Source organism: Paraburkholderia sp. Ac-20342, assembly GCF_017104985.1.
Lineage (GTDB): Bacteria > Pseudomonadota > Gammaproteobacteria > Burkholderiales > Burkholderiaceae > Paraburkholderia.
Genome location: NZ_JAAGPQ010000073.1, coordinates 1 through 20,140, shown reverse-complemented (window position 1 = coordinate 20,140; position 20,140 = coordinate 1). Strand labels below are relative to the sequence as shown.

16 protein-coding genes and 1 tRNA gene are annotated in these 20,140 nt (G+C 62.9%); 6 read left to right on the top strand and 11 right to left on the bottom strand.

Annotation, left to right across the window (positions count from 1 at the left end):
• Window positions 1-37: 37 nt before the first annotated feature.
• Window positions 38-2,185 (top strand): prolyl oligopeptidase family serine peptidase, encoded by a 2,148-nt coding sequence (locus G3N58_RS24840; RefSeq protein WP_206000462.1) that lies wholly within the window; start codon window positions 38-40, stop codon window positions 2,183-2,185.
• A 122-nt stretch (window positions 2,186-2,307) separates the two neighbouring features.
• On the opposite strand, the gene xth is transcribed toward G3N58_RS24840, so the two are convergent.
• Window positions 2,308-3,084, bottom strand: a complete 777-nt coding sequence (gene xth, locus G3N58_RS24835; protein WP_167043276.1) for an exodeoxyribonuclease III — start codon at window positions 3,082-3,084, stop codon at window positions 2,308-2,310.
• A gap of 239 nt (window positions 3,085-3,323) precedes the next feature.
• Between xth and G3N58_RS24830 the strand changes: the two genes are divergently transcribed.
• Window positions 3,324-3,400, top strand: a tRNA-Met gene (locus G3N58_RS24830).
• A gap of 398 nt (window positions 3,401-3,798) precedes the next feature.
• Here the strand turns inward: G3N58_RS24830 and G3N58_RS24825 are convergent.
• From G3N58_RS24825 to G3N58_RS24805, 5 genes are all read right to left on the bottom strand, one after another.
• Window positions 3,799-4,323, bottom strand: a complete 525-nt coding sequence (locus G3N58_RS24825; protein WP_346778296.1) for a DUF4279 domain-containing protein — start codon at window positions 4,321-4,323, stop codon at window positions 3,799-3,801.
• A 108-nt stretch (window positions 4,324-4,431) separates the two neighbouring features.
• Window positions 4,432-4,818 carry a DUF1493 family protein gene (locus G3N58_RS24820; protein WP_205990277.1) on the bottom strand — a complete coding sequence of 129 codons (387 nt, stop codon included), beginning with the start codon at window positions 4,816-4,818 and terminating at the stop codon, window positions 4,432-4,434.
• Window positions 4,793-5,290 (bottom strand): STM2901 family protein, encoded by a 498-nt coding sequence (locus tag G3N58_RS24815; protein ID WP_167043272.1) that lies wholly within the window; start codon window positions 5,288-5,290, stop codon window positions 4,793-4,795. Before G3N58_RS24815 ends, G3N58_RS24820 begins: the two co-directional genes overlap by 26 nt.
• 15 nt (window positions 5,291-5,305) lie before the next feature.
• The gene (locus G3N58_RS24810) at window positions 5,306-5,779 is read right to left on the bottom strand and encodes a type VI secretion system tube protein Hcp (protein WP_206000456.1); all 474 of its coding nucleotides are present in this window, start codon (window positions 5,777-5,779) and stop codon (window positions 5,306-5,308) included.
• A gap of 165 nt (window positions 5,780-5,944) precedes the next feature.
• The gene (locus G3N58_RS24805; RefSeq protein WP_167043268.1) at window positions 5,945-6,691 is read right to left on the bottom strand and encodes a phage major capsid protein; all 747 of its coding nucleotides are present in this window, start codon (window positions 6,689-6,691) and stop codon (window positions 5,945-5,947) included.
• Window positions 6,692-6,710: 19 nt separating this feature from the next.
• Here G3N58_RS24805 and G3N58_RS24800 point away from each other — a divergent pair, with 19 nt between their 5' ends.
• Window positions 6,711-7,307 carry a hypothetical protein gene (locus G3N58_RS24800; RefSeq protein ID WP_206000455.1) on the top strand — a complete coding sequence of 199 codons (597 nt, stop codon included), beginning with the start codon at window positions 6,711-6,713 and terminating at the stop codon, window positions 7,305-7,307.
• 45 nt (window positions 7,308-7,352) lie between these two features.
• On the opposite strand, the gene G3N58_RS24795 is transcribed toward G3N58_RS24800, so the two are convergent.
• Window positions 7,353-8,051 carry an aspartate/glutamate racemase family protein gene (locus tag G3N58_RS24795; protein WP_206000454.1) on the bottom strand — a complete coding sequence of 233 codons (699 nt, stop codon included), beginning with the start codon at window positions 8,049-8,051 and terminating at the stop codon, window positions 7,353-7,355.
• 217 nt (window positions 8,052-8,268) lie between these two features.
• On the opposite strand from G3N58_RS24795, the gene G3N58_RS24790 reads away from it, so the two are divergent.
• Window positions 8,269-9,585 carry an amidohydrolase family protein gene (locus tag G3N58_RS24790; protein ID WP_206000453.1) on the top strand — a complete coding sequence of 439 codons (1,317 nt, stop codon included), beginning with the start codon at window positions 8,269-8,271 and terminating at the stop codon, window positions 9,583-9,585.
• A gap of 248 nt (window positions 9,586-9,833) precedes the next feature.
• Here G3N58_RS24790 and G3N58_RS24785 read toward each other — a convergent pair whose 3' ends face one another.
• From G3N58_RS24785 to fixL, 4 genes are all read right to left on the bottom strand, one after another.
• Window positions 9,834-11,939: a M3 family metallopeptidase gene (locus G3N58_RS24785; RefSeq protein WP_206000452.1), complete on the bottom strand. Its 2,106-nt coding sequence runs from the start codon at window positions 11,937-11,939 to the stop codon at window positions 9,834-9,836.
• A 443-nt stretch (window positions 11,940-12,382) separates the two neighbouring features.
• Window positions 12,383-13,252, bottom strand: coding sequence for a bifunctional methylenetetrahydrofolate dehydrogenase/methenyltetrahydrofolate cyclohydrolase FolD (gene folD / locus G3N58_RS24780; RefSeq protein ID WP_167285763.1), 870 nt, complete (start codon window positions 13,250-13,252; stop codon window positions 12,383-12,385).
• A 426-nt stretch (window positions 13,253-13,678) separates the two neighbouring features.
• Window positions 13,679-14,326 (bottom strand): oxygen response regulator transcription factor FixJ, encoded by a 648-nt coding sequence (fixJ, locus tag G3N58_RS24775; RefSeq protein ID WP_167043258.1) that lies wholly within the window; start codon window positions 14,324-14,326, stop codon window positions 13,679-13,681.
• A complete protein-coding gene (gene fixL / locus G3N58_RS24770; RefSeq protein ID WP_167043567.1) occupies window positions 14,323-16,839 on the bottom strand; it encodes an oxygen sensor histidine kinase FixL in 2,517 nt (838 codons plus the stop codon). Before fixL ends, fixJ begins: the two co-directional genes overlap by 4 nt.
• Window positions 16,840-17,114: 275 nt before the next feature.
• Between fixL and aceE the strand changes: the two genes are divergently transcribed.
• Both aceE and G3N58_RS24760 read left to right on the top strand, forming a co-directional pair.
• On the top strand, window positions 17,115-19,811 hold the full coding sequence (aceE, locus tag G3N58_RS24765; RefSeq protein ID WP_206000451.1) for a pyruvate dehydrogenase (acetyl-transferring), homodimeric type: 2,697 nt from the start codon (window positions 17,115-17,117) through the stop codon (window positions 19,809-19,811).
• Window positions 19,812-19,897: 86 nt separating this feature from the next.
• Window positions 19,898-20,140 (top strand): biotin/lipoyl-containing protein (locus G3N58_RS24760; RefSeq protein WP_346778295.1); only part of this gene is annotated, 243 nt, incomplete at its 3' end.

Genomic DNA, 20,140 nt, shown 5'->3' with positions numbered 1-20,140 from the left:
AGGCATAATCGACGCTGTTTCCATTCGACAGCCGACGATGCCTGCTTCTTCCGCTTCCTTCCAGTGGCCGCTTTCCCCCGATCCTTTCCTGTCGCTCGAAGCGCTCGACGACCCTGACGCGCTCGGGTGGGTCGAAGCGCAGAATGCGCGTACGCGCGCCGCGTGGTGCAGCGGCAAGCCGTTCGACACGCTGCGGCAGCGGCTCGCCGACGCGTACCTGCCGCGCGAGCGCCCGGTGATTCCCGATCGCTGGCGGGAGTGGGCCTACGATCTGTGGCAGGACGAGCGCAATCCGCGCGGTATCTGGCGACGCACCGCATGGTCGGCGTGGCGCAGCGGCGCGCCCGTGTGGCAGAACCTGCTCGACTTCGACGCGCTCGGCACCGCCGAAAAAACGCCGTGGGTCTGCGTCGACCTCGACATCCTTTATCCCGACGGCGACCGTGCGCTGATCACGATGTCGCCGGGCGGCTCGGATGCGCTCGTCGTGCGCGAGTTCGATATCGAGGCGCGATGCTTCGTCGACGCGGGCTTTGCGATTGCGAAGGCGGGCAAGCACACGGCGTCGTGGATCGATCGCGATACGCTCTACGTCGGCTGGGACAACGGCCGCAAGACGCTGACGCGCTCGGGTTATCCGCGCGAGGTGCGGCGCTGGACGCGCGGCACCGCGCTGGCCGATGCGCCCGTGGTGTTTCGCGGCGAGTTCGGCGATATCGGCGTGGAAGCGCATTACGATCCGCTCGAAGGTCGCCACACGGTGACAAGCAGCGTCGATTTCTTCGATTCGCACACCTACTACCTCGACGGCGCAACCGATGCATGGCATCGCTATGACGTGCCCGCGCACGTTGCGGTGGGCGCGTGGCAAGGCTGGCTGCTGCTCGAACCGCGGCTCGACTGGGCGTGTGGTGGGGCAGGCAAGGGTGCGCACTATCCGGGCGGTGCGCTGCTCGCGATTCGCGAGGACGCGTTTTTGCGCGGCGAGCGCGAGGTGACGCCGCTGTTCGTGCCGACGCCGTTGACCTCGGCCTGCGAGTGGTCGCATACGCGCCATCATCTGATCGTCTCGTATCTCGACGACGTGCGCGGCAAAACGCTGATCTGGACGCCAACGCCAACGCCGACCTCGGGCGACGATCGGACATGGCATTGGCGCGAGCGCGTATTCGAGTCGCACGGCGATGCGCAGGTCGACGTGTCGCCGGTCGAAGCGACGCTCAACGACGAAGTATTCGTCGATGCCGACGACTATCTGCAACCGCCGGCCTACTGGCTCACCGACCTCGCGCGCGACGATCCCGGCGAGCCTGGCGAATGGGAATTGCTCGACCGCTGGCCGACGCAGTTCGACGCGACGCGTTGCACGGTGACGCGCGGGCATGCGGTGTCGGCCGATGGCACGCGTGTACCTTACACGGCGATTGGGCCGAAGCAGGACGAAGCACGCCCGCTTGCCCGTCCTTGTCTGCTGAGCGGTTATGGCGGCTTCGCGATTCCGCTGCTGCCGAGCTATCTGACCGGGCAGGGCATCGGTTGGCTCGAACGCGGCGGCGTGTACGTGGTCGCGCATATTCGCGGCGGCGGCGAGTTCGGCACGCGCTGGCATATGGCGGCGCAAGGAGAGCATCGGCAGCGCGCGTTCGACGATTTCATCGCGGTCGCGAAGGCGCTGATCGACACCGGCGTGACGAGCGCCGCGCAACTCGGCATTCAGGGCGGCAGCAACGGCGGCCTGCTGGTGGCCGCCTGCATGGTGCAGCGGCCCGAGCTGTTCGGCGCCGTCGTGTGCGAGGTGCCGTTGCTCGATATGAGCCGCTATCACCTGCTGCATGCGGGCGCGTCATGGATCGACGAATACGGCGACCCGGACGAACCCGGCGAAGCGCGCGTACTGGCCGCGTACTCGCCATATCACAACGTCGCGGCGGGCGTTGCCTATCCGCCCGTGCTGTTCACGACCTCGACCGCCGACGATCGCGTGCATCCCGGCCACGCGCGCAAGATGGCCGCGCGCATGCAGGCGCTCGGCGTGGACAACGTGTGGTATCGCGAGAATACGGAGGGCGGCCACGGCGGCTCCGATGAACTGGAGCAGGCCGGGCACGATGCGATGGTGTTCGGGTTTTTGTGGGGCGTGTTGGGTGGCGAGGCAGTCGCTGATGCGGATATCGAGGGCAGGTAGTGCTGGGGTCGCGGCCGAGGTGAGTGGGGTAGGGGTAAAGCAGGAAGCGTAAGGCAGGAAGCGTAAGGCAGTGAGGCATGATCCGGCGCTGCCTCGCTGCGTTCAATGCTTGTCGCTCACCCTCAACCCAGCTGCGCGAAAACCGGCGCGTGATCCGAAGGCTGCTCCCATTTGCGCGGCACCTTGTCGACGTCGCAGGCGGTGCAGGTATCGGCGAGCGCTTTCGACAGCAGGATGTGGTCGATGCGCAGTCCCGCATTGCGGCGGAACGCCATCATCCGGTAGTCCCACCACGAATAGATTTTTTCCGGCTGCTCGAACTGACGGAATGCATCGAACAGACCGAGGCCGATCAACTGCACGAATGCCGCGCGTTCTTCGGGCGACACGAGATTCTGGCCTTCCCATGCCTTCGGATCGTGCACGTCGCGATCGTCGGGCGCAATGTTGTAGTCGCCCAGCAGAGCGAGCTTCGGATGCGTGCTTATCTCGGTCGCGAGCCACGCGTGCAGTGCGTCGAGCCAGCGCAGTTTGTAGGCGAATTTTTCGGTGCCCGGCGCCTGGCCGTTCGGGAAGTATGCGGAGATGATGCGTACGCCTTCGATGGTCGCCGCAATCACGCGTTGCTGCGGGTCCTCGAAACCGGGGATATTGCGCACGATGCTGCTTTCGTCGACGTGCAAGCCTTCGCGCACCAGAATGCCGACACCGTTATAGGTTTTCTGCCCCGCGTACCAGCTGCGGTAGCCGACTGCCTCGAGTTCTGCGCGCGGGAATTTGTCGTCGGTGAGTTTCAGTTCCTGCAGGCACAGCACGTCGACGCCGCTGCTCGCGAGCCAGTCGATCACGTGTTGCTGGCGGACTTTGAGGGAATTGACGTTCCAGGTGGCGATTTTCATGACGGCCTCGTATTCCAGTAGTCCCGCATCTTATCGTGCGCGGGCGGGCGCTGTGGAGAGGGCCGCCGGTGTGTCCGCCGATGTCGCTCGCGGGTGTAGTCGCCGGCGTCTTGCCGCGCGTGCGGGGTGTCGGGCGATTCGGGAGAGCGCCGCGCGCGGACCAAGGCGCGTCGATGCTAAATATCCTTTGTGAACATTTGACGTTTTGTGAATGCCCCGATATAATCTCTTTTCTCTGACGCGGGGTGGAGCAGTCTGGCAGCTCGTCGGGCTCATAACCCGAAGGTCGTAGGTTCAAATCCTACCCCCGCAACCAAAGCTCAGTAAGGCTTTCCTCGATTTAGCCCATTTTCGGAAACAGGTTTTTTATTCGATTTTGGGCGCTATGTGGGCGCTGGCCGCGAAAAACCGGCAAAAAGCAGCGCCCAAGCAAGCCCGCCCAAAGCGGGCTTTTTGCTTTCCGGGCCTGTCGCGGCCCCACGCGCCCCGGCCTTTCCTGCTACCTGAAATTCGCGCCATCGGCACCACGGGGCGGATTCTTGCCTTGGCGCGCCTTTTCCCCGGCTACGCTTCCCCCGCTTCTGACGCATGACCTTCTCGACCCACGCCGCCCTATGATGGAAGCATGGGTGGTGCATGTTTGCGCGCTGGCGAATTGACTCAGAAGGGAAAGCCGCCACAAGGGCGGCCTCTTGGTTTTTACTGGCAAAGGCGTCATTGATATTCGTCAATCTCGACCGTTCCACCCATTGCTTCCATCATCGCCCGAATGTCGTCAGGCACATCGGGTACGCGGTCGCCACTTTCGTTGTACCAGTAGCAGAAGAAACGCATATGCGCGCCAGTGCGCTTAAGTAATTCGGGCAAGTCTGGTCGCGGTAGCGCCAAGTGTTCTACAAGATAGCGAAGGTGAGGGGCGAGAAGATTGCTCTGAACGTGCTCTTTGCTACGCACACCCCATAGGCCATTTCGCGCCGGGAATTTACTCTTCTGGCCCGATGATGTAAGCCAGAACTGGTCCTTTATGCGCTGTGTATCAGGCGCAACTCCAAAGTAGTTTGTCCAGAATTCAGGCGGCTCAACGTCCTGATAGATCGTAAACGACGCATGTGCAAGTTGATGTATGGATGTCATTTTGCGCTCAGAAGGCGTAGTCGTGCATGTTGCCGATGATGTTTTTCCTGAATTCAATGTCTCCTGTGTCATGCCAGATAACATTGTCATCGCCTCGTAAATCAAGATCGTCCTTCATGACGTGGACCATATCGCCAAACGTCTTGCGCTCATACCCGTTCGGTTAATTTTCAGCGGTACTCGTAAGGAAAGACCCGATAGCGGGCCTGTTAGTTACTCCTTGGTGTACTCGTCTCTCCGTTCCTTCAAACGCTCGCTGTCCCATACGCCAAGCGCAATTGCTTGTTGAAGCATTGCCACAGTTAGCGGCTCCGTTTGATCGTACTTCTTGATCCCCCAGCGCCGATGCAACCAGTTGGTAAAGATGGAAAACGGCCATACGCTAAATCCCTCCATTTCGAAGTAGCGAAGGAATTCAAAATCGCCCGGCTTGACGTTGAAGTGTTTCGAAAAAGCGTCCATGAAGTCATCGGCATCATCCCCTGTGACTCCAAGATCGTGTTCCAAAGTATCAGAAGGGTTCAACTGTTTCTTCGGAGATAAACCAATCTCCTTCCGTATAAACGCCTCCAGTTCAGCCGAAACTTCCTGCGGTCGCATCGTTGATTTGATCCTCTGGCTTGACAAGCTGGTTATAGTGAAGAAGCGTTAATACGGAGATTTTTATCACATCGGCGGCGGTAATAGCCCAACCGACCATCGGTGTCCACCGTCCGATGAATACCCCTAGATTGTTCACCATCCGAAAACGAAACGTGAGTATGGACTTGTTCGTAAGGGTCGGCAGAATATTCCGCTCAAAATCGTAGTCGAATAGCGCGCGACTAACTTTCGATGCAATAGATGTTCCCTTTGTTGCACCACCGAATTTGCCGCGCGTGGGAAGTATTGGCTGGCCCGCAAGAATCGCAATTACTGCACCGATATCTTCTACCCCCAAAGTCTTGACGGTCTGTTCAACCATTACGCAGAAGAAAAGACCTTGCGGCGTTAGGCTATCGTGCTCTCCATACACATAAGTATTCGGCTTTTGGCTCGGAGCATCGCTGATGAGGTGTTCATATTCATTCATTGTCAGTTTCAGCGATCACGTGGTGCTATTCTGCTTAACGTCAATAAGCGCGGTCACGGTTCCCTGACTGCCTCCTATTACGCTCTGAACCACATATTCCTTTTTCATTCGTGCAAAAGACAAAGCAACGTGTTCTGGCGCAAATCCGGCTCCAGCCGCCGGTTCTACGTGCGTAATGACCACATCGGACATCGTGATTTTCAGATATTCGAGCGGCAAGCCACCCGCTTTGCGCATGGTCAGCAAGACCTTTGGAATATGCTTGCGCTGAAAGCAATAGCTCGCGAGATTTGGGCTTGCACGGTCGATCGTGTGTGTAAAATTCAAATCCGAAACTGAAGCCTTCGCCGCGCCGCCACCCGATCCGGAATGCATGCTGGATTTCTGCGTAACATTCCAGTTCCAGCTAAGAACCTCAATTTCGTCGAAGTGCGTCGCGTCTTGCGACTCGCCAGCAATACCATCAATCTTGATAAAAATATCAGCCATTAGGATTCCAGACGTGTTTATGGAGTTTCGAGCATATCGCCAACCCGGAGAGAAATTTGCAAAATAGTGTCAGGAAAGCCGAGGCAAATCGCGGCGGGACGCAGAGCCTGTCGGGCGCACCGACGAAAAGCCCCGCCGAAGCGGGGCCGTGATAGACCTGCGCGATTACTTCGACTTTGCCGACGCCGTTGCGGGCGCGACGAACGAACCATGCAGCACCAGTTCCGGGTTCGCGATCACGAGTGCCATGCGACATTCCGTGAGCAGCGTGACCATGTTGCGGCGGAAATTGTCGGCGTCCTCGCGCGAGACCTCCAGCGTAACGTCTTGCCGCAAAGCGGTGTATGCGCCCTGCGGCGTCGCTGCGGCGACATACGAGCCGCGCGGGATCGACGAGGCTGCGGTGAAGGACGCGCCGAGCACCCCCGACAGCGGCACTAGCGGGTTCATCAGGTACGCGCCGCTCGCATCCTTCATGGTCGCCATTGCGATGATGTCCATCGGATTCAGACCAACGACCACGCGCTGCGCACCCTGCGCCTGAAGCGTTGCCACCGCGATCAGCACGGTGTCGAGCCTGTTGTCGCCCACTACGCCATCGAGCGCGGTGCCCGCCGTGAGCAGCCCGGTCAGGTTGCCGGGTTGACCGTCGCCGGTCAGCACTTCACGGTCGATCTTCTCCTGTAAACCCTCACGCATCTGCAAGTCGACAAAGCCCTGCAATGCCGGTTCGTCATCGAGCACCTGTCGACTCGCGAGAATCCAGTGCGCAATCGTCGCCACCGGAAACAGCGTATCGGCAAAGCTCAGCGTGCTCTGCTTCTTCAGTGAGCCCTCGGGATACTGCGGCGCGGCGTTGTTGGTGAGGTCGCCCGTAACTGGTAAAGACCGAAAAGCCCCACGATATGACATCAAGTCGAAGCGAGAGGCATTGGATAAGATGTTTCCCTTTTCTCATTCTTTTGAAGTGATGAAATCCGTTTTTCAGCAGCCGATGGAGTCGGCAGAAATTTCGGGGCTTCCTGAATTTCCACTGGTTTCCAATGTCGCGGACCTGGGCTTGCAGGCTGTGCTGGTAATACGCCACATGGAAATCGAATCATTTCCTCGTTATCTTGGCAGTGTGCGTAAGGGTTATGAAGAAGTCGGGCTTTTTCATTATCAAAAAGACAATTTTCACACCTTCGTTTCTTTCAGCGATGAATTAGGTGGACGGAATGCTTACGTCCTCACTAATTCTATTGATCTGGTCGTAGAGCTGGCTAAAGAGGAGTTCAGCCCGCCGCCGCCCTGGATCGCATGGTGTCACTACGGTCCGTTTGTACGCTACAACGAAGGAGCAGAACAGTATTGGGATGTAAATATTTGGACTCCGTTTTGGCGGCACCTAATGCCGGAAGCGCGCGACGCATACATAGATCGGCGCAGCGTCGCCGCACTTGCGTATATGTCTGACGAAGAATGGGGCGATTGGGTGTATTCCACGCGCAAGAACGACCCTGAATATAGGGAACGTCACGGCTTTTAATTGACGGAACCCGCAATCTGCAAATGCTCAGGCGAAAGCGCTCACTCACTCGGCCCCAATCGCCCACTCCACCGCCGCCTGCGCATGCAGCGCCGTCGTATCGAACACCGGCAGTGCCGAATCTTCCGGCTTGATCAATAGCGTGATTTCCGTGCAGCCGAGTATCACCGCCTGCGCGCCGCGCGCGGCGAGGTTGTCGATCACGCGCTGATAGACCTTGCGCGATACGTCGTCCACGTGGCCGTGACACAGCTCGTCGTAGATGATGCGATGCACGTCCGCGCGCTCCGCTTCATCGGGAATCAGCGTGTCGAGACCGTAGCGCTCGCGCAGGCGGCCCGTGTAGAACATCTGCTCCATCGTATAACGCGTGCCGAGCAGGCCGACGCGCTCGACACCCGCCGCGCGCAGCGCCGCGCCGGTCGGATCGGCGATATGCAGGAACGGCACCGTGATCGCCTGCTCGATCGAGTCGCACACGCGATGCATCGTGTTCGTCGCGAGTATCACGAGATCGGCGCCGCCGCGTTCGAGCTGGCGCGCGGCCTCGGCCATCTGCGCACCGAGCGCGGACCAGTCGCCGGCGCGCTGGTGGGCCTCGACCGACGCGAAATCGACGGTCAGCAGCAGGCTGCGCGCGTTGTGATGGCCGCCGAGGCGTGCCTTCGCGTGACGGTTCAGCAGCCTGTAGTACTCGGTGGACGATTCCCAGCTCATTCCGCCGATCACGCCGATCGTTTTCATTCGTACGCTCCGTGAATGCATGCCTGAAACGGCGAGTATAGGCGCGCCGCGTCGTACGCCGCCGGTACGGATTGCTCCTTGCGCGCCGGTACGCATCGGGGATTGCATCGGATCGCATCGGCGAGAAGCCCGCCCGCATTTTTCTGGCGCCGATAGAATCGGTAGCGAATCCGAACGCGATCAACCGATCAACGGAAGCGATCAACGGGAGCGAGACATGGACCTGATCATCCGCCGCGCGATGCTGCCGCGCAGTGCGTGCCAACCGCAATTGCAACGGCAACAGCAATCGCAACCCCAGCCAGTCGATATCGGCATCGACGCGGGCCGCATCGTCGCGGTCGAACCGAATCTCGCCGCAGCCGCGCGCGAGGAAATCGACGCGGCCGGTTCGCTCGTCACGCCGCCGTTCGTCGATCCGCATTTCCACATGGACGCGACGCTGTCGTACGGTCTACCGCGCGTGAATGCGTCGGGCACGCTGCTCGAAGGCATCGCGCTATGGGGCGAGCTGAAGCCTCAGCTCACGCAGGACGCGCTGATCGAGCGCGCGATGCAGTATTGCGACTGGGCCGTCGCGCGCGGCCTGCTCGCGATTCGCAGCCACGTCGACGTGTGCGATCCGCGTCTGCTCGCGGTCGAGGCGTTGCTCGAAGTGAAGCGCCGCGTCGCGCCGTATCTCGATCTGCAACTGGTGGCGTTTCCGCAGGACGGCGTCCTGCGCGGCGCCGGCGCGTTCGACAACCTCAAGCGCGCGATCGGCATGGGTGTCGACGTGGTCGGCGGCATTCCGCATTTCGAGCGCACGATGGCCGACGGCGCACAGTCCGTGCGCATGCTGTGCGAGTACGCGGCCGAGCAGGGCTTGCGCGTCGACATGCATTGCGACGAATCGGACGATCCGCTCTCGCGCCACATCGAAACGCTCGCGGCCGAAACGCACCGGCTCGGCTTGCACGGACGGGTGGCCGGTTCGCATCTGACCTCGATGCATTCGATGGACAACTACTACGTGAGCAAGCTGTTGCCGCTGATACGCGAGGCCGGTGTTGCGGCGATCGCGAATCCGCTCATCAACATCACGCTGCAAGGCCGCAGCGACACCTACCCGAAACGGCGCGGCATGACGCGTGTGCCCGAGCTGATGGCGGCCGGCATCGACGTCGCGTTCGGCCACGACTGCGCGATGGACCCGTGGTACAGCCTCGGCTCGGGCGACATGCTCGAAGTCGCGCACATGGGCTTGCACGTCGCGCAGATGACGGGCGTCGACGCGATGCATGCGTGTTTCGACGCGGTCACGGTAAACGCGGCGCGCATTCTCGGTCTGGAAGGCTATGGTCTCGCACCCGGTTGCGCGGCCAATCTCGTCGTGCTCGATGCATGCGATGCGGTTGAGGCGATCCGCTTGCGCGCCGCGCGGCTCGCAGTGGTCAGCCGGGGCAGGGTGGTGAGCCGCGCGCCGGCGGCGCGAGCTTCGCTATCGATCGAGGGGCGTCCCGGGCAGGTGGATTTCAAACTGCATCGCGCCTAGCGGCTGCGGTGCATTTCGCTCGTTGCTCATCGGGACGGCGAGGAGCGGCGAGGAGCGGCAAGGAGCGGTGAGGAGCGGTGAGGAGCGGTGAGGAGCGGTGAGGAGCGGTGAGGAGCCGTGGAGCACGGCGGTGCACGGCGGGGCACAACGAAAAACGGCGGCCTGCCTGCGCAGACCGCCGTTCCTGATCGCATCGTTCGGCGCCGTCTCAGCCGCGCCGCACGATGAGGCGACGACGCGTCAACCCCTCAATGCGCGGCATCCGGCGCCATGCCGTTATGCCGCAGCAGCGCGTCGATATTCGGCTCGCGGCCGCGGAACGCCTTGAACGAGTCCATCGCCGGACGGCTGCCGCCCACTTCGAGAATCTCACGGCGATAACGCATGCCGGTCGTCTGATCGAGCACGCTGCCCGCCGCTCGCGCCGCCTCCTCGAACGCCGCATAGGCGTCGGCGGACAACACCTCGGCCCACTTGTAGCTGTAGTAACCCGCCGCGTAGCCGCCCGCGAAAATATGGCTGAACGTATTCGGCCAGCGCGAGAACGGTGCTTGCGGCACGACGTGGAAGCGCTCGTTGATTTCGCGTGCGAGGTCGTTCGCGCTCTTCGTGCCGTTCGCGTCGAAGCCCGTGTGCAACTGCATGTCGAACATCGAGAACACGATCTGCCGCAGCGTGCCGAGACCGCTCTGGAAGTTCTTCGCAGCGAGCATCTTGTCGAACAGATCGCGCGGCAAGGGCTTGGCCGTTTCGACGTGCGAGGTCATGTCGGAGAGCACGTCCCATTCCCAGCAGAAGTTCTCCATGAACTGCGAGGGCAGTTCGACCGCATCCCACTCGACGCCGTTGATGCCCGATACGCCAAGCTCGTCGACGCGCGTGAGCATGTGATGCAGGCCGTGGCCGAACTCATGGAACAGCGTGATGACTTCGTCGTGCGTGAAGCACGCGGGCTTGCCGCCGACCGGTGCCGAGAAGTTGCAGGTCAGATACGCAACCGGCGTTTGCACCGCGCCGTGCGCGAGCTTGTGACGGCCGCGCGCGTCGTCCATCCAGGCACCGCCGCGCTTGCCTTCGCGCGCATAGAGATCGAGATAGAACTGCGCGACGAGGCCGCCATCCTGATTCTCGACGCGGAAAAAGCGCACGTCCGGATGCCACACGGCTGCTTCGTCGCGGCGGATGCGCACGCCGAACAATGTCTCCGTGACCTTGAACAGGCCCTTGAACACCGCGTCTTCCGGGAAGTACTGCTTCACTTCGTTTTCCGAGAACGAATAGCGCTTCTGACGCAGACGCTCGGCCGCGAACGTCATGTCCCACGGCTGCAGATCGCTCATGCCGAGTTCGCTCGCAGCGAATTCGCGCAGTTCCTTCCAGTCCTGTTCTGCATGCGGACGCGCGCGCGTCGCGAGGTCTTCGAGAAAGGCCATGACTTGCGCCGGCGATTCGGCCATCTTCGGCGCGAGCGACACTTCGGCGAAATTACCGTAGCCGAGCATCTGCGCTTCTTCGGCGCGCAGCTTCAGTTCGTCGGCGAGCACCGCGGTGTTGTCCCACTCGGGTTTGCCGTTGCCGTATTGCGCACCGAGTTCGGACGCGCGCGTCACGTAGGCACGGTACATCGCTTCGCGCATCGGACGGTTTTCCGCGTACTGCATCACCGGGAAATACGACGGGAAGTGCAGCGTGAACTTGTAGCCGGTCTTGCCTTCGCGTTCGGCGGCTTCCTGCGCGGCTTCGATCACGTCTTCGGGCAGGCCGGCCAGTTGCGCTTCGTTGCCCGCCTCGACGACGTACGCGTAGGCGTTGGTTGCATCGAGCACGTGATCCGAAAACGCCTTCGACAGCGCCGCCTGACACTCCTGCAATTCGGCGAAACGCGGCTTCTGGTCTTCGGGCAATTCCGCGCCCGACAGACGGAAGTCGCGCAGCGCGTTGCCGAGAATTTTCTTGCGCTCGCCGGTCAGCGAAGCGAAATCGCTACTCGCGTTGAGTGCCTTGTACTTCTCGTAGAGTGCGAGATTCTGGCCGACGCTCGACCAGAATTCCGTCACGCGCGGCAGGTTTTCGCCGTACACGGCGCGCAGTTCGGGCGTATCGGCGACCGCGTTCAGATGGCCGATCACGCTCCACGCGCGCGACAGCGGTTCGGTGGCGCGCTCGACCGGCTCGACCACGTCGGCCCACGAGGCGGGCGTGACCGGCAGCGCGGCGCGCTCGACCGCGGCGGCCGCGTTGGCGAGCAGCACGTTGAGCGCGGGCGTGACGTGTTCGGGGCGAATGTCGCCAAAGCGCGGCAGGTCGGAGAAATCGAGGAGCGGATTGTCTTGAGGCGTGGCGGTAGTGGACATAGGGCTTCCTGTCTGACGCGGGTGAATGGGGCGGTGCGGCGGCGCGCGCGTTCCTCGGGCGGGGTTGCGTCGAACGCGCGGCGTACGGCCTTGCCGGCACCGGATACGAACATTATTGGGGCGGCGCGCGCGGATTCCAATCCGTTGGCGGACAAATTAACAGAGGTCGCGGCGGGCGGGGCCGTTTGGGGGGAGCCTGGGCGGGCGCGTAGGGAGTACGCGTGGGGCGCGCATGGAGCGGGGATGGCGGCGGGCGATCGAGCAATCGGGCGATGCCGTCGATAAAGCGAAAAACGCTGGCGGGAAGCGAATCAACGCGGGGTCGACGCGCGACGAACGGCGCATCCGCAAGCGAGGCCCGAGCTTCGCACCCGCCGGGCCTCGCCGATACCGGCGTGATCGAGCCGCGCCTACGTTCCGATCACGCGAGGGTCACCTTGCAATCACGCCTTCGACGCCTGCGCGTTCGCCTCGCGCTCGGCTGCTTCGATCGTATTGACGAGCAGCATCGTGATCGTCATCGGGCCGACGCCGCCCGGCACCGGCGTGATATGGCCGGCCACTTCCTTGACGCCCGCGAAGTCGACGTCGCCGCACAGCTTGCCGGCGTCGTCGCGATTCATGCCGACGTCGATCACGGTGGCGCCCGGCTTCACCATCTCGGCGGTCAGAATGTTGCGCAGGCCCGTCGCGGCGACCACGACGTCGGCGTGGCGCGTATGCGCGGCGAGATCGCGCGTCTTGCTATGGCAGATCGTGACGGTCGCGCCCGCTTCGAGCAGCAGCAGCGCCATCGGCTTGCCGACGATGTTCGAGCGGCCGATCACCACGGCGTTCGCGCCCTTCAGGTCGATGCCGTAGGCCTCGAACATCTTCATCACGCCGTACGGCGTGCACGGACGGAACAGCGGCTGGCCGGTCATCAGCGCGCCGGCGTTGGCGACGTGAAAACCGTCGACGTCCTTTTCCGGCGCGATGGCCTCGATCACCTTGTGGCTGTCGATATGCTTCGGCAGCGGCAGTTGCACGAGGATGCCGTGGATGGCCGGATCGCGGTTCAGTTCGTCGATGCGCGCGAGCAGATCGGCTTCGGACAGCTCGGCCGGATAGCGGTCGAACGACGAACCGAGGCCGTTGTCGTGGCACGCCTTGATCTTGTTGCGCACGTAGACCTCGCTCGCCGGGTTGTCGCCGACCAGAATCACGGCGAGGCCCGGCTGATGGCCGCGGGCGGTGAGGGCGGCGGCGCGCGCGGCGACGTCGGCGCGCAGGGTCTTGGAGAGGGCGAGGCCGTCGATCAGTTTGGCAGTCATGGTCGGTCGAGGGTAGGGTCGAGAGTTGAGTCGGACAGGCGTGGCAAGCGGAGCGAAGCGGGGGCGCGGGCACGCAGGCAAGTTCGTGCGCGGGTGTTTTTCGACGGCAGCCGGCGGCGGGTCCGTGAAAACATGCGATGCCGCTTCGGGCAAGGCGCTGCTGCAAAGTCCGACATTATACCGGCGCGGGACCTGCGCCAGAGGTGCCGGCGACGCACCGATTGGCTTCGTCGCGGCAGCGAAGTGGGGGCCAAAGCGGGTGCAAAGCGGGCGCGTGCGGAGAGATAAAAAAGAAACAGGAAAAAGAAAAGGCCGCCCGCAAGGCGGCCCTTCGATGGCCTGTCTATGGCAGGCCGCATCATCCGGCGGGCCTTCGTGCGAAGGGCCGCACGCGCCGGTGCCGGTGCGCCGTGGCGTGTGCCGCGACTATGACTGCGCGGCCTGCGGCTTGTTCGACAGCGCGAGGCGCAGCAGATCGGCGACCGTGTTGACGTTCAGCTTTTCCATGATGTTCGCGCGGTGCGCCTCGACCGTCTTGATGCTGATGCCGAGGTCATCGGCGATCTGCTTGTTCAGACGGCCGGCGATGATGCGTTCGAGCACCTGATGCTCGCGCGCGGTCAGCTTGCCGAGACGCTCGGCTGCGGCGCGCTGCTGCTGCACGCTGCTGCTTTCGCTGCGCGCCTTGTCGAGCATGCGCTCGACGAGCTTGCGCAACTCGGCTTCGTCGAACGGCTTTTCGATGAAGTCCATCGCGCCTTTTTTCATTGTCGAGACCGCCATCGGCACGTCGCCGTGGCCGGTCACGAAGATGATCGGCAGCGCCGCGTTGTCGGCGATCAGGCGCTCCTGCAATTCGAGCCCGCTCATGCCGGACATCCGCACGTCGAGGATCAGACACGCGATCTGGCCCGGATGCTGATGCGGTTGCCATGCGTCGAGGAACTGCTCGGCGCTGGAGAAGCATTGAACGCGGTAGCCGTTCGCTTCCAGCAGCCAGCGCAGCGAATCTCGCACGGCCTCGTCGTCGTCGACGACAAAGACGGTTTCCTGTGTGGTGACTGGGCTGTTCATAGCTCTCCCGTAACGGTTTGTGGTGTCGGCGCCTCGGACCCGCCGCTGCTCGGGCCGTCGGGGTCTCCAATAGGCAGACTGCAATGGAACGTGGCGCCCGTGATGTGGCCGTCGGATTCGACGTTGTTGACCACCCACAGACGCCCGCGATGCGATTCGATAATCGAACGGCAAATGTTCAGCCCCATGCCCATGCCATCGGACTTGGTGCTGTAAAACGGTTCGAACAGACGCTCGGCGGTCGCCTCGTCGACGCCGGGCCCCTGATCGACGACGCTGATGCAGACGAAGCCGCCCTCGAGCCGCACGACCACGCGGATCACCGGGTCGACCGCGTTCGGGCGGGCTTCGGCCATCGCCTCGGCGCCGTTCTTCAGCAGGTTCACGAGCACCTGCTCGATCAGCACCGGATCGACGTAGATCACGGGCAGGCGCGCGCGCAGATCGGTGACGATGCGAATGCGGCGCTTGCGCGTTTCGATTTCGGCGAGACCGACCGCATCGGCGACGATGTCGGCGACGCGCGTGGCCTGGCGCTTCGGCTCGCTGCGCTTCACGAACTCGCGGATGCGCTTGATGATCATGCCGGCGCGCACCGCCTGCTGGGCGGTCTTTTCGAGCACGGGCAGCAGGTTGTCGGGCGTCGTCCGGCCGGATTTAACCAGCGCGACGGTGCCGGAGCAATAGTTGTTGATCGCGGCGAGCGGCTGGTTCAGTTCGTGCGCGAGCGACGAGGCCATTTCGCCCATCGTCATCAGGCGGCTCGTGAACTGCAGCTTTTCGTCCTGCTGGCGCGACAGTTCCTGGGCCTGCTTGCGCGTCGTGATGTCGGTCGCGATCTGCATCTGCGCGAGATGGCCGTCGACCCACTGGATGTACTGGCGGCGCACCTCGAACCATTTCTGGATGCCCGGAATATAGATTTCCTGGGCGTCGGCCGTGCTTTCGGTCAGCGCGGCGGCGGGCAGGCCCGCGTAGGTGTCGACCATGTCGATCGAATCGGACGAGGCCTGCGCGCTGTCGAAGCCGCCGCCCGCGAGTTCGAGATGGCCGTCCGGGCGGATGCCGAACAGGTGCCGGTAGTAGCGGTTCGCGAACAGCAGCTCGGCTTCGTCGGCGGCGAGCACGGAGACGGCCGCGTCGAGGCTTTCGAGCACGGTCGTGAAGCGCTCGTGCGCGGCGGCGAGTTCCTCGCGCGCGCGCTTCGGCTCGGTGATGTCGGTCATCGACGACATCCAGCCGGTCTGCCGGCCGGAACTGTCGATCAGCGGCGACACGTAGAGCCGCGCGTGAAACGTCGAGCCGTCCTTGCGGCGCACGCGCAACTCGAAGCCCGAGGACGGCGCCTTGCCGCGCAGCGTCATGTCGAGCTGGCGCTGCATCTCGGGATACGAGTCGCGCGGCCAGTAGGCGAACGGCGCGCTCTTGCCGACGAGATCGCTTTCGTCCCAGCCGGTCATGCGGCAGAACGCCGGGTTCACGTGCGTGATGCGGCCGTGCATGTCGAGCACGCGCATGCCGATCAGCACCGAGTTTTCCATCGCGCGGCGAAAGAACGCTTCCGCATAGAGCGCCTGCTGCGCCTCGAAGCGCTGGCGCGTGTGCTTCCACAGGCTCCACAGGCTCCACAGCACGAAGCACGAGAGGCCGGCGACGAGCCACACGAGCGTGTTGTTGGTGAAGTTGGTGATCTGCGGGAACGCGTAGACGCGCACCGAGATGCCCTGGCCCGGCGGATCGAGCGGCAGGTCGTAGAACATGTCGCGCGGCAGGCGCGGGCGCGTCGACGTGGTGGTCAACTCGCGGTTGTTCACGTCGATGATCGAAATCTTGTACTTGGCCGACAGCTCGGGCGGGATGTCGCGCTTCAGGATGCCTTCCACCGAGAACACCGCGGCGATCGTGCCGAGGAAATCGCGGTCGCGGAAGATCGGCGTCTGCAGCGTGATGAAGCCGTTGCCGAGGTCGTCGTAGATGAGCGGCGAATAGACCTGGCGGCGCGTGTTGCGCGCCTCGGCGAAGCCGGCCTTGACCGCTTCGTCCATCTGCGCGTCGTTGGGGCGCGCGAGACGCTGGCCGAGCACGGGCGGCGCGGCATTGGGCCAGCGCGGCTGCTGCTGCCCCGTGTACCAGTTCAGGTAGAGGATTTCCGGGTGCCCCTGCATGATGTCGGTGGTGGTCACCTGGAACGAATGCTCGTCGGCATGGCCGGCGGCGAGATCGCGCGCGAGCGCCTGGATCTGTTCCTGCGCGCCTGTCATGGACAGGCGGATCTGCTGCTGCGCCCACGCGACGTTGCGGTAGAGCGTGTCTTCCTGCTGCTGCTGTTCGCGTCGGTTCAGACTCCATAGAATCAGGCTCATGACGACCAGAAACACGAGGATCGACAGGAGCGGCGTCAGCAAATAGGAATTGGACCACCATGGTCCATGGTGCCAGCGAGTGGACGGCGACGAATCCGCGGGCGTTCCGGCGGTGCGCGCCGAGCGAGCGAAAAGCCGTTCGGTCAACATGCGTGGCATTGTAGCGCAGCGCGTCCCGGACAAATGTCGCAAAAAAGCGCAGAAAGTCACGTTAATCGGCGCAAACTAGCCGGCGGTTCCGTCGATCGGCAGTCAAATCAGGTTGCGTTGCAACAATTTTCCGCATTATGAGAATTGATCTCGTAATTTGAAAATTTGGTTGCGCTGATGTCGGGACCCTTATTACAATCGGCCGGAGCTTCCGCGGCCTATCCTGCGTCCGCGTGGTCTGTTCAAAGTGCGTTCCCCATACCCAGGAGACGAGCATGTCCGCTGTACCCGACGAAGTCATGAAATATGTCGCCGCCGAAAAAGACGACGATCCCCAGGAAACCGGCGAATGGCTGGAAGCGCTGGATGGCGTGATTTCTGCTGTGGGCCCCGATCGCGCTCACTACCTGATCGAGAAGCAGATCGAATTCGCGCGCGTGCACGGCGAACATCTGCCGTTCTCGGCCAACACCCCGTACATCAACACGATTCCGGTCGCGGGCCAGGCGAAAAACCCCGGCGACCAGGACATCGAACACCGTATCCGCTCGTACACGCGCTGGAACGCCATGGCCATGGTGCTGCGCGCCGGCAAGGAAACCAACGTCGGCGGCCATATCGCGTCGTTCGCGTCGGCCGCCACGCTGTACGACGTCGGCTATAACCACTTCTGGCACGCGCCGTCCGCCGAGCATGGCGGCGACCTCGTGTTCGTGCAGGGCCACTCGTCGCCGGGCGTCTATTCGCGCGCGTTCCTGCTCGGCCGCCTGACCGAGAAGCAGCTCGACAACTTCCGCCAGGAAGTCGGCGGCGAGGGCATCTCGTCGTATCCGCACCCGTGGCTGATGCCGGACTTCTGGCAGTTCCCGACCGTCTCGATGGGCCTCGGCCCGATCATGGCGATCTACCAGGCGCGCTTCATGAAGTACCTGCAGGCGCGCGGCATTGCCAAGACCGACGGCCGCAAGGTCTGGGCCTTCCTCGGCGACGGCGAGACCGACGAGCCGGAGTCGCTCGGCGCGATCGGCATGGCCGGCCGCGAGCGTCTGGACAACCTCGTGTTCGTCATCAACTGCAACCTGCAGCGTCTCGACGGTCCGGTGCGCGGCAACGGCAAGATCATCCAGGAACTCGAAAGCGAGTTCCGCGGCGCGGGCTGGAACGTCATCAAGGTCATCTGGGGCAGCCGCTGGGATGCGCTCTTTGCGCGCGACAAGTCGGGCGCGCTGATGCGCCGCATGATGGAAGTGGTCGACGGCGAGTACCAGACGTACAAGTCGGAGTCGGGCGCGTTCGTGCGCGAGCACTTCTTCAACACGCCGGAACTGAAGGCGCTCGTCGCCGACTGGTCCGACGACGACATCTGGAATCTGAACCGCGGCGGCCATGATCCGCACAAGATCTACGCGGCGTTCGCGGCAGCGACGAATTCCAAGGGCCAGCCGACCGTCATCCTCGCGAAGACGATCAAGGGCTACGGCATGGGCGAAGCCGGCCAGGCGATGAACATCACCCACCAGCAGAAGAAGATGCAGGTGGAGCCGCTGAAGAAATTCCGCGACCAGTTCCGTTTGCCGATCACCGACGAGCAGATCGCCGACGTGCCGTACCTGACGTTCGAGGAAGGCTCGAAGGAGCTCGAATACATGCGCCAGCGGCGCATGGACCTCGGCGGCTATCTGCCGGCGCGCCGTCAGAAGGCCGAGTCGCTGCCGGTGCCGGAACTGTCGGTATTCGAGCCGCTCCTGAAGGGCACGGGCGAAGGCCGCGAGATTTCCACGACGATGGCGTTCGTGCGGATTCTGAACATCCTGCTGAAGGACAAGGCCCTCGGCAAGCGCGTCGTACCGATCGTGCCGGACGAATCGCGTACCTTCGGCATGGAAGGCCTGTTCCGCCAGATCGGTATCTGGAATCAGGACGGCCAGAAGTACGTGCCGGAAGACTCCGACCAGCTGATGTTCTACCGCGAGTCGGAAACCGGCCAGATCCTGCAGGAAGGCATCAACGAAGCCGGCGGCATGGCCGACTGGATCGCAGCCGCGACGTCGTATTCGACGCACGGCGAGATCATGATCCCGTTCTACATCTTCTACTCGATGTTCGGCTTCCAGCGTATCGGCGACCTCGCCTGGGCGGCGGGCGACATGCGCTCGCGCGGCTTCCTGCTGGGCGGCACCGCGGGCCGCACGACGCTGAACGGCGAAGGTCTGCAGCACGAAGACGGCCACTCGCTCCTGTGGGCCGCTTCGGTGCCGAACTGCATCAGCTACGACCCGACGTTCGGCTTCGAACTCGCGGTCATCATGCAGGACGGTCTGCGCCGCATGGTCGCCGACCAGGAAGATGTGTACTACTACATCACGGTGATGAACGAGAACTACGAGCACCCGGCGATTCCGCAGGGCGAGACCGTAGCCGCGGACATCATCAAGGGCATGTACTCGTTCAGCAAGACCGCGGCCGAGGCGAAGACGCCGCACGTGCAGCTGATGGGCGCGGGCACGATCTTCAACGAAGTGATCGCGGCAGCCGACCTGCTGAAGAAGGACTGGGGCGTCAACGCCGACCTCTGGAGCGTGCCGAGCTTCACCGAACTCGCGCGCGAAGGCCACGACGTGCAGCGCTGGAACCTGCTGCATCCGACCGAAGAGAAGAAGCTCTCGCACGTCGAGAAGCTGCTCAAGGACGCGCCGGGTCCGGTCATCGCATCGACCGACTACGTGCGGGCGCTGACCGAGCAGATTCGCGTGTTCGTGCCGCAGAAATTCGTCGTGCTGGGCACCGACGGCTATGGCCGCTCGGACACGCGCGAGAAGCTGCGTCACTTCTTCGAAGTCGATCGCTACTGGGTCACGGTCGCCGCGCTCAACGCGCTGGCCGACGAAGGCACGATCGAACGCAAGGTGGTCGCCGAGGCGCTCAAGAAGTACAACCTTGATCCCGCCAAACCCAACCCGATGACCGTCTAAGGCATCCTTCCCCGTGTGCCACGGCGCGCGCGCCTGCCCCTGACCAGAAGGGGCGGGCTGCGTGCGCGGCCCAGGAGACACTAACAATGAGTCAAGCGATCGAAGTCAAGGTGCCGGACATCGGCGATTACAAGGACATCCCTGTGATCGAGGTGCTGGTGAAGGCGGGCGATACCGTCGAGAAAGAGCAGTCGCTCGTTACGCTGGAATCCGACAAGGCGACGATGGACGTGCCGAGTTCGGCGGCCGGCGTCGTCAAGGAAGTGAAGGTCAAGGTCGGCGACAACGTGTCGGAAGGCTCGCTGATCGTGATTCTGGAAACGGAAGGA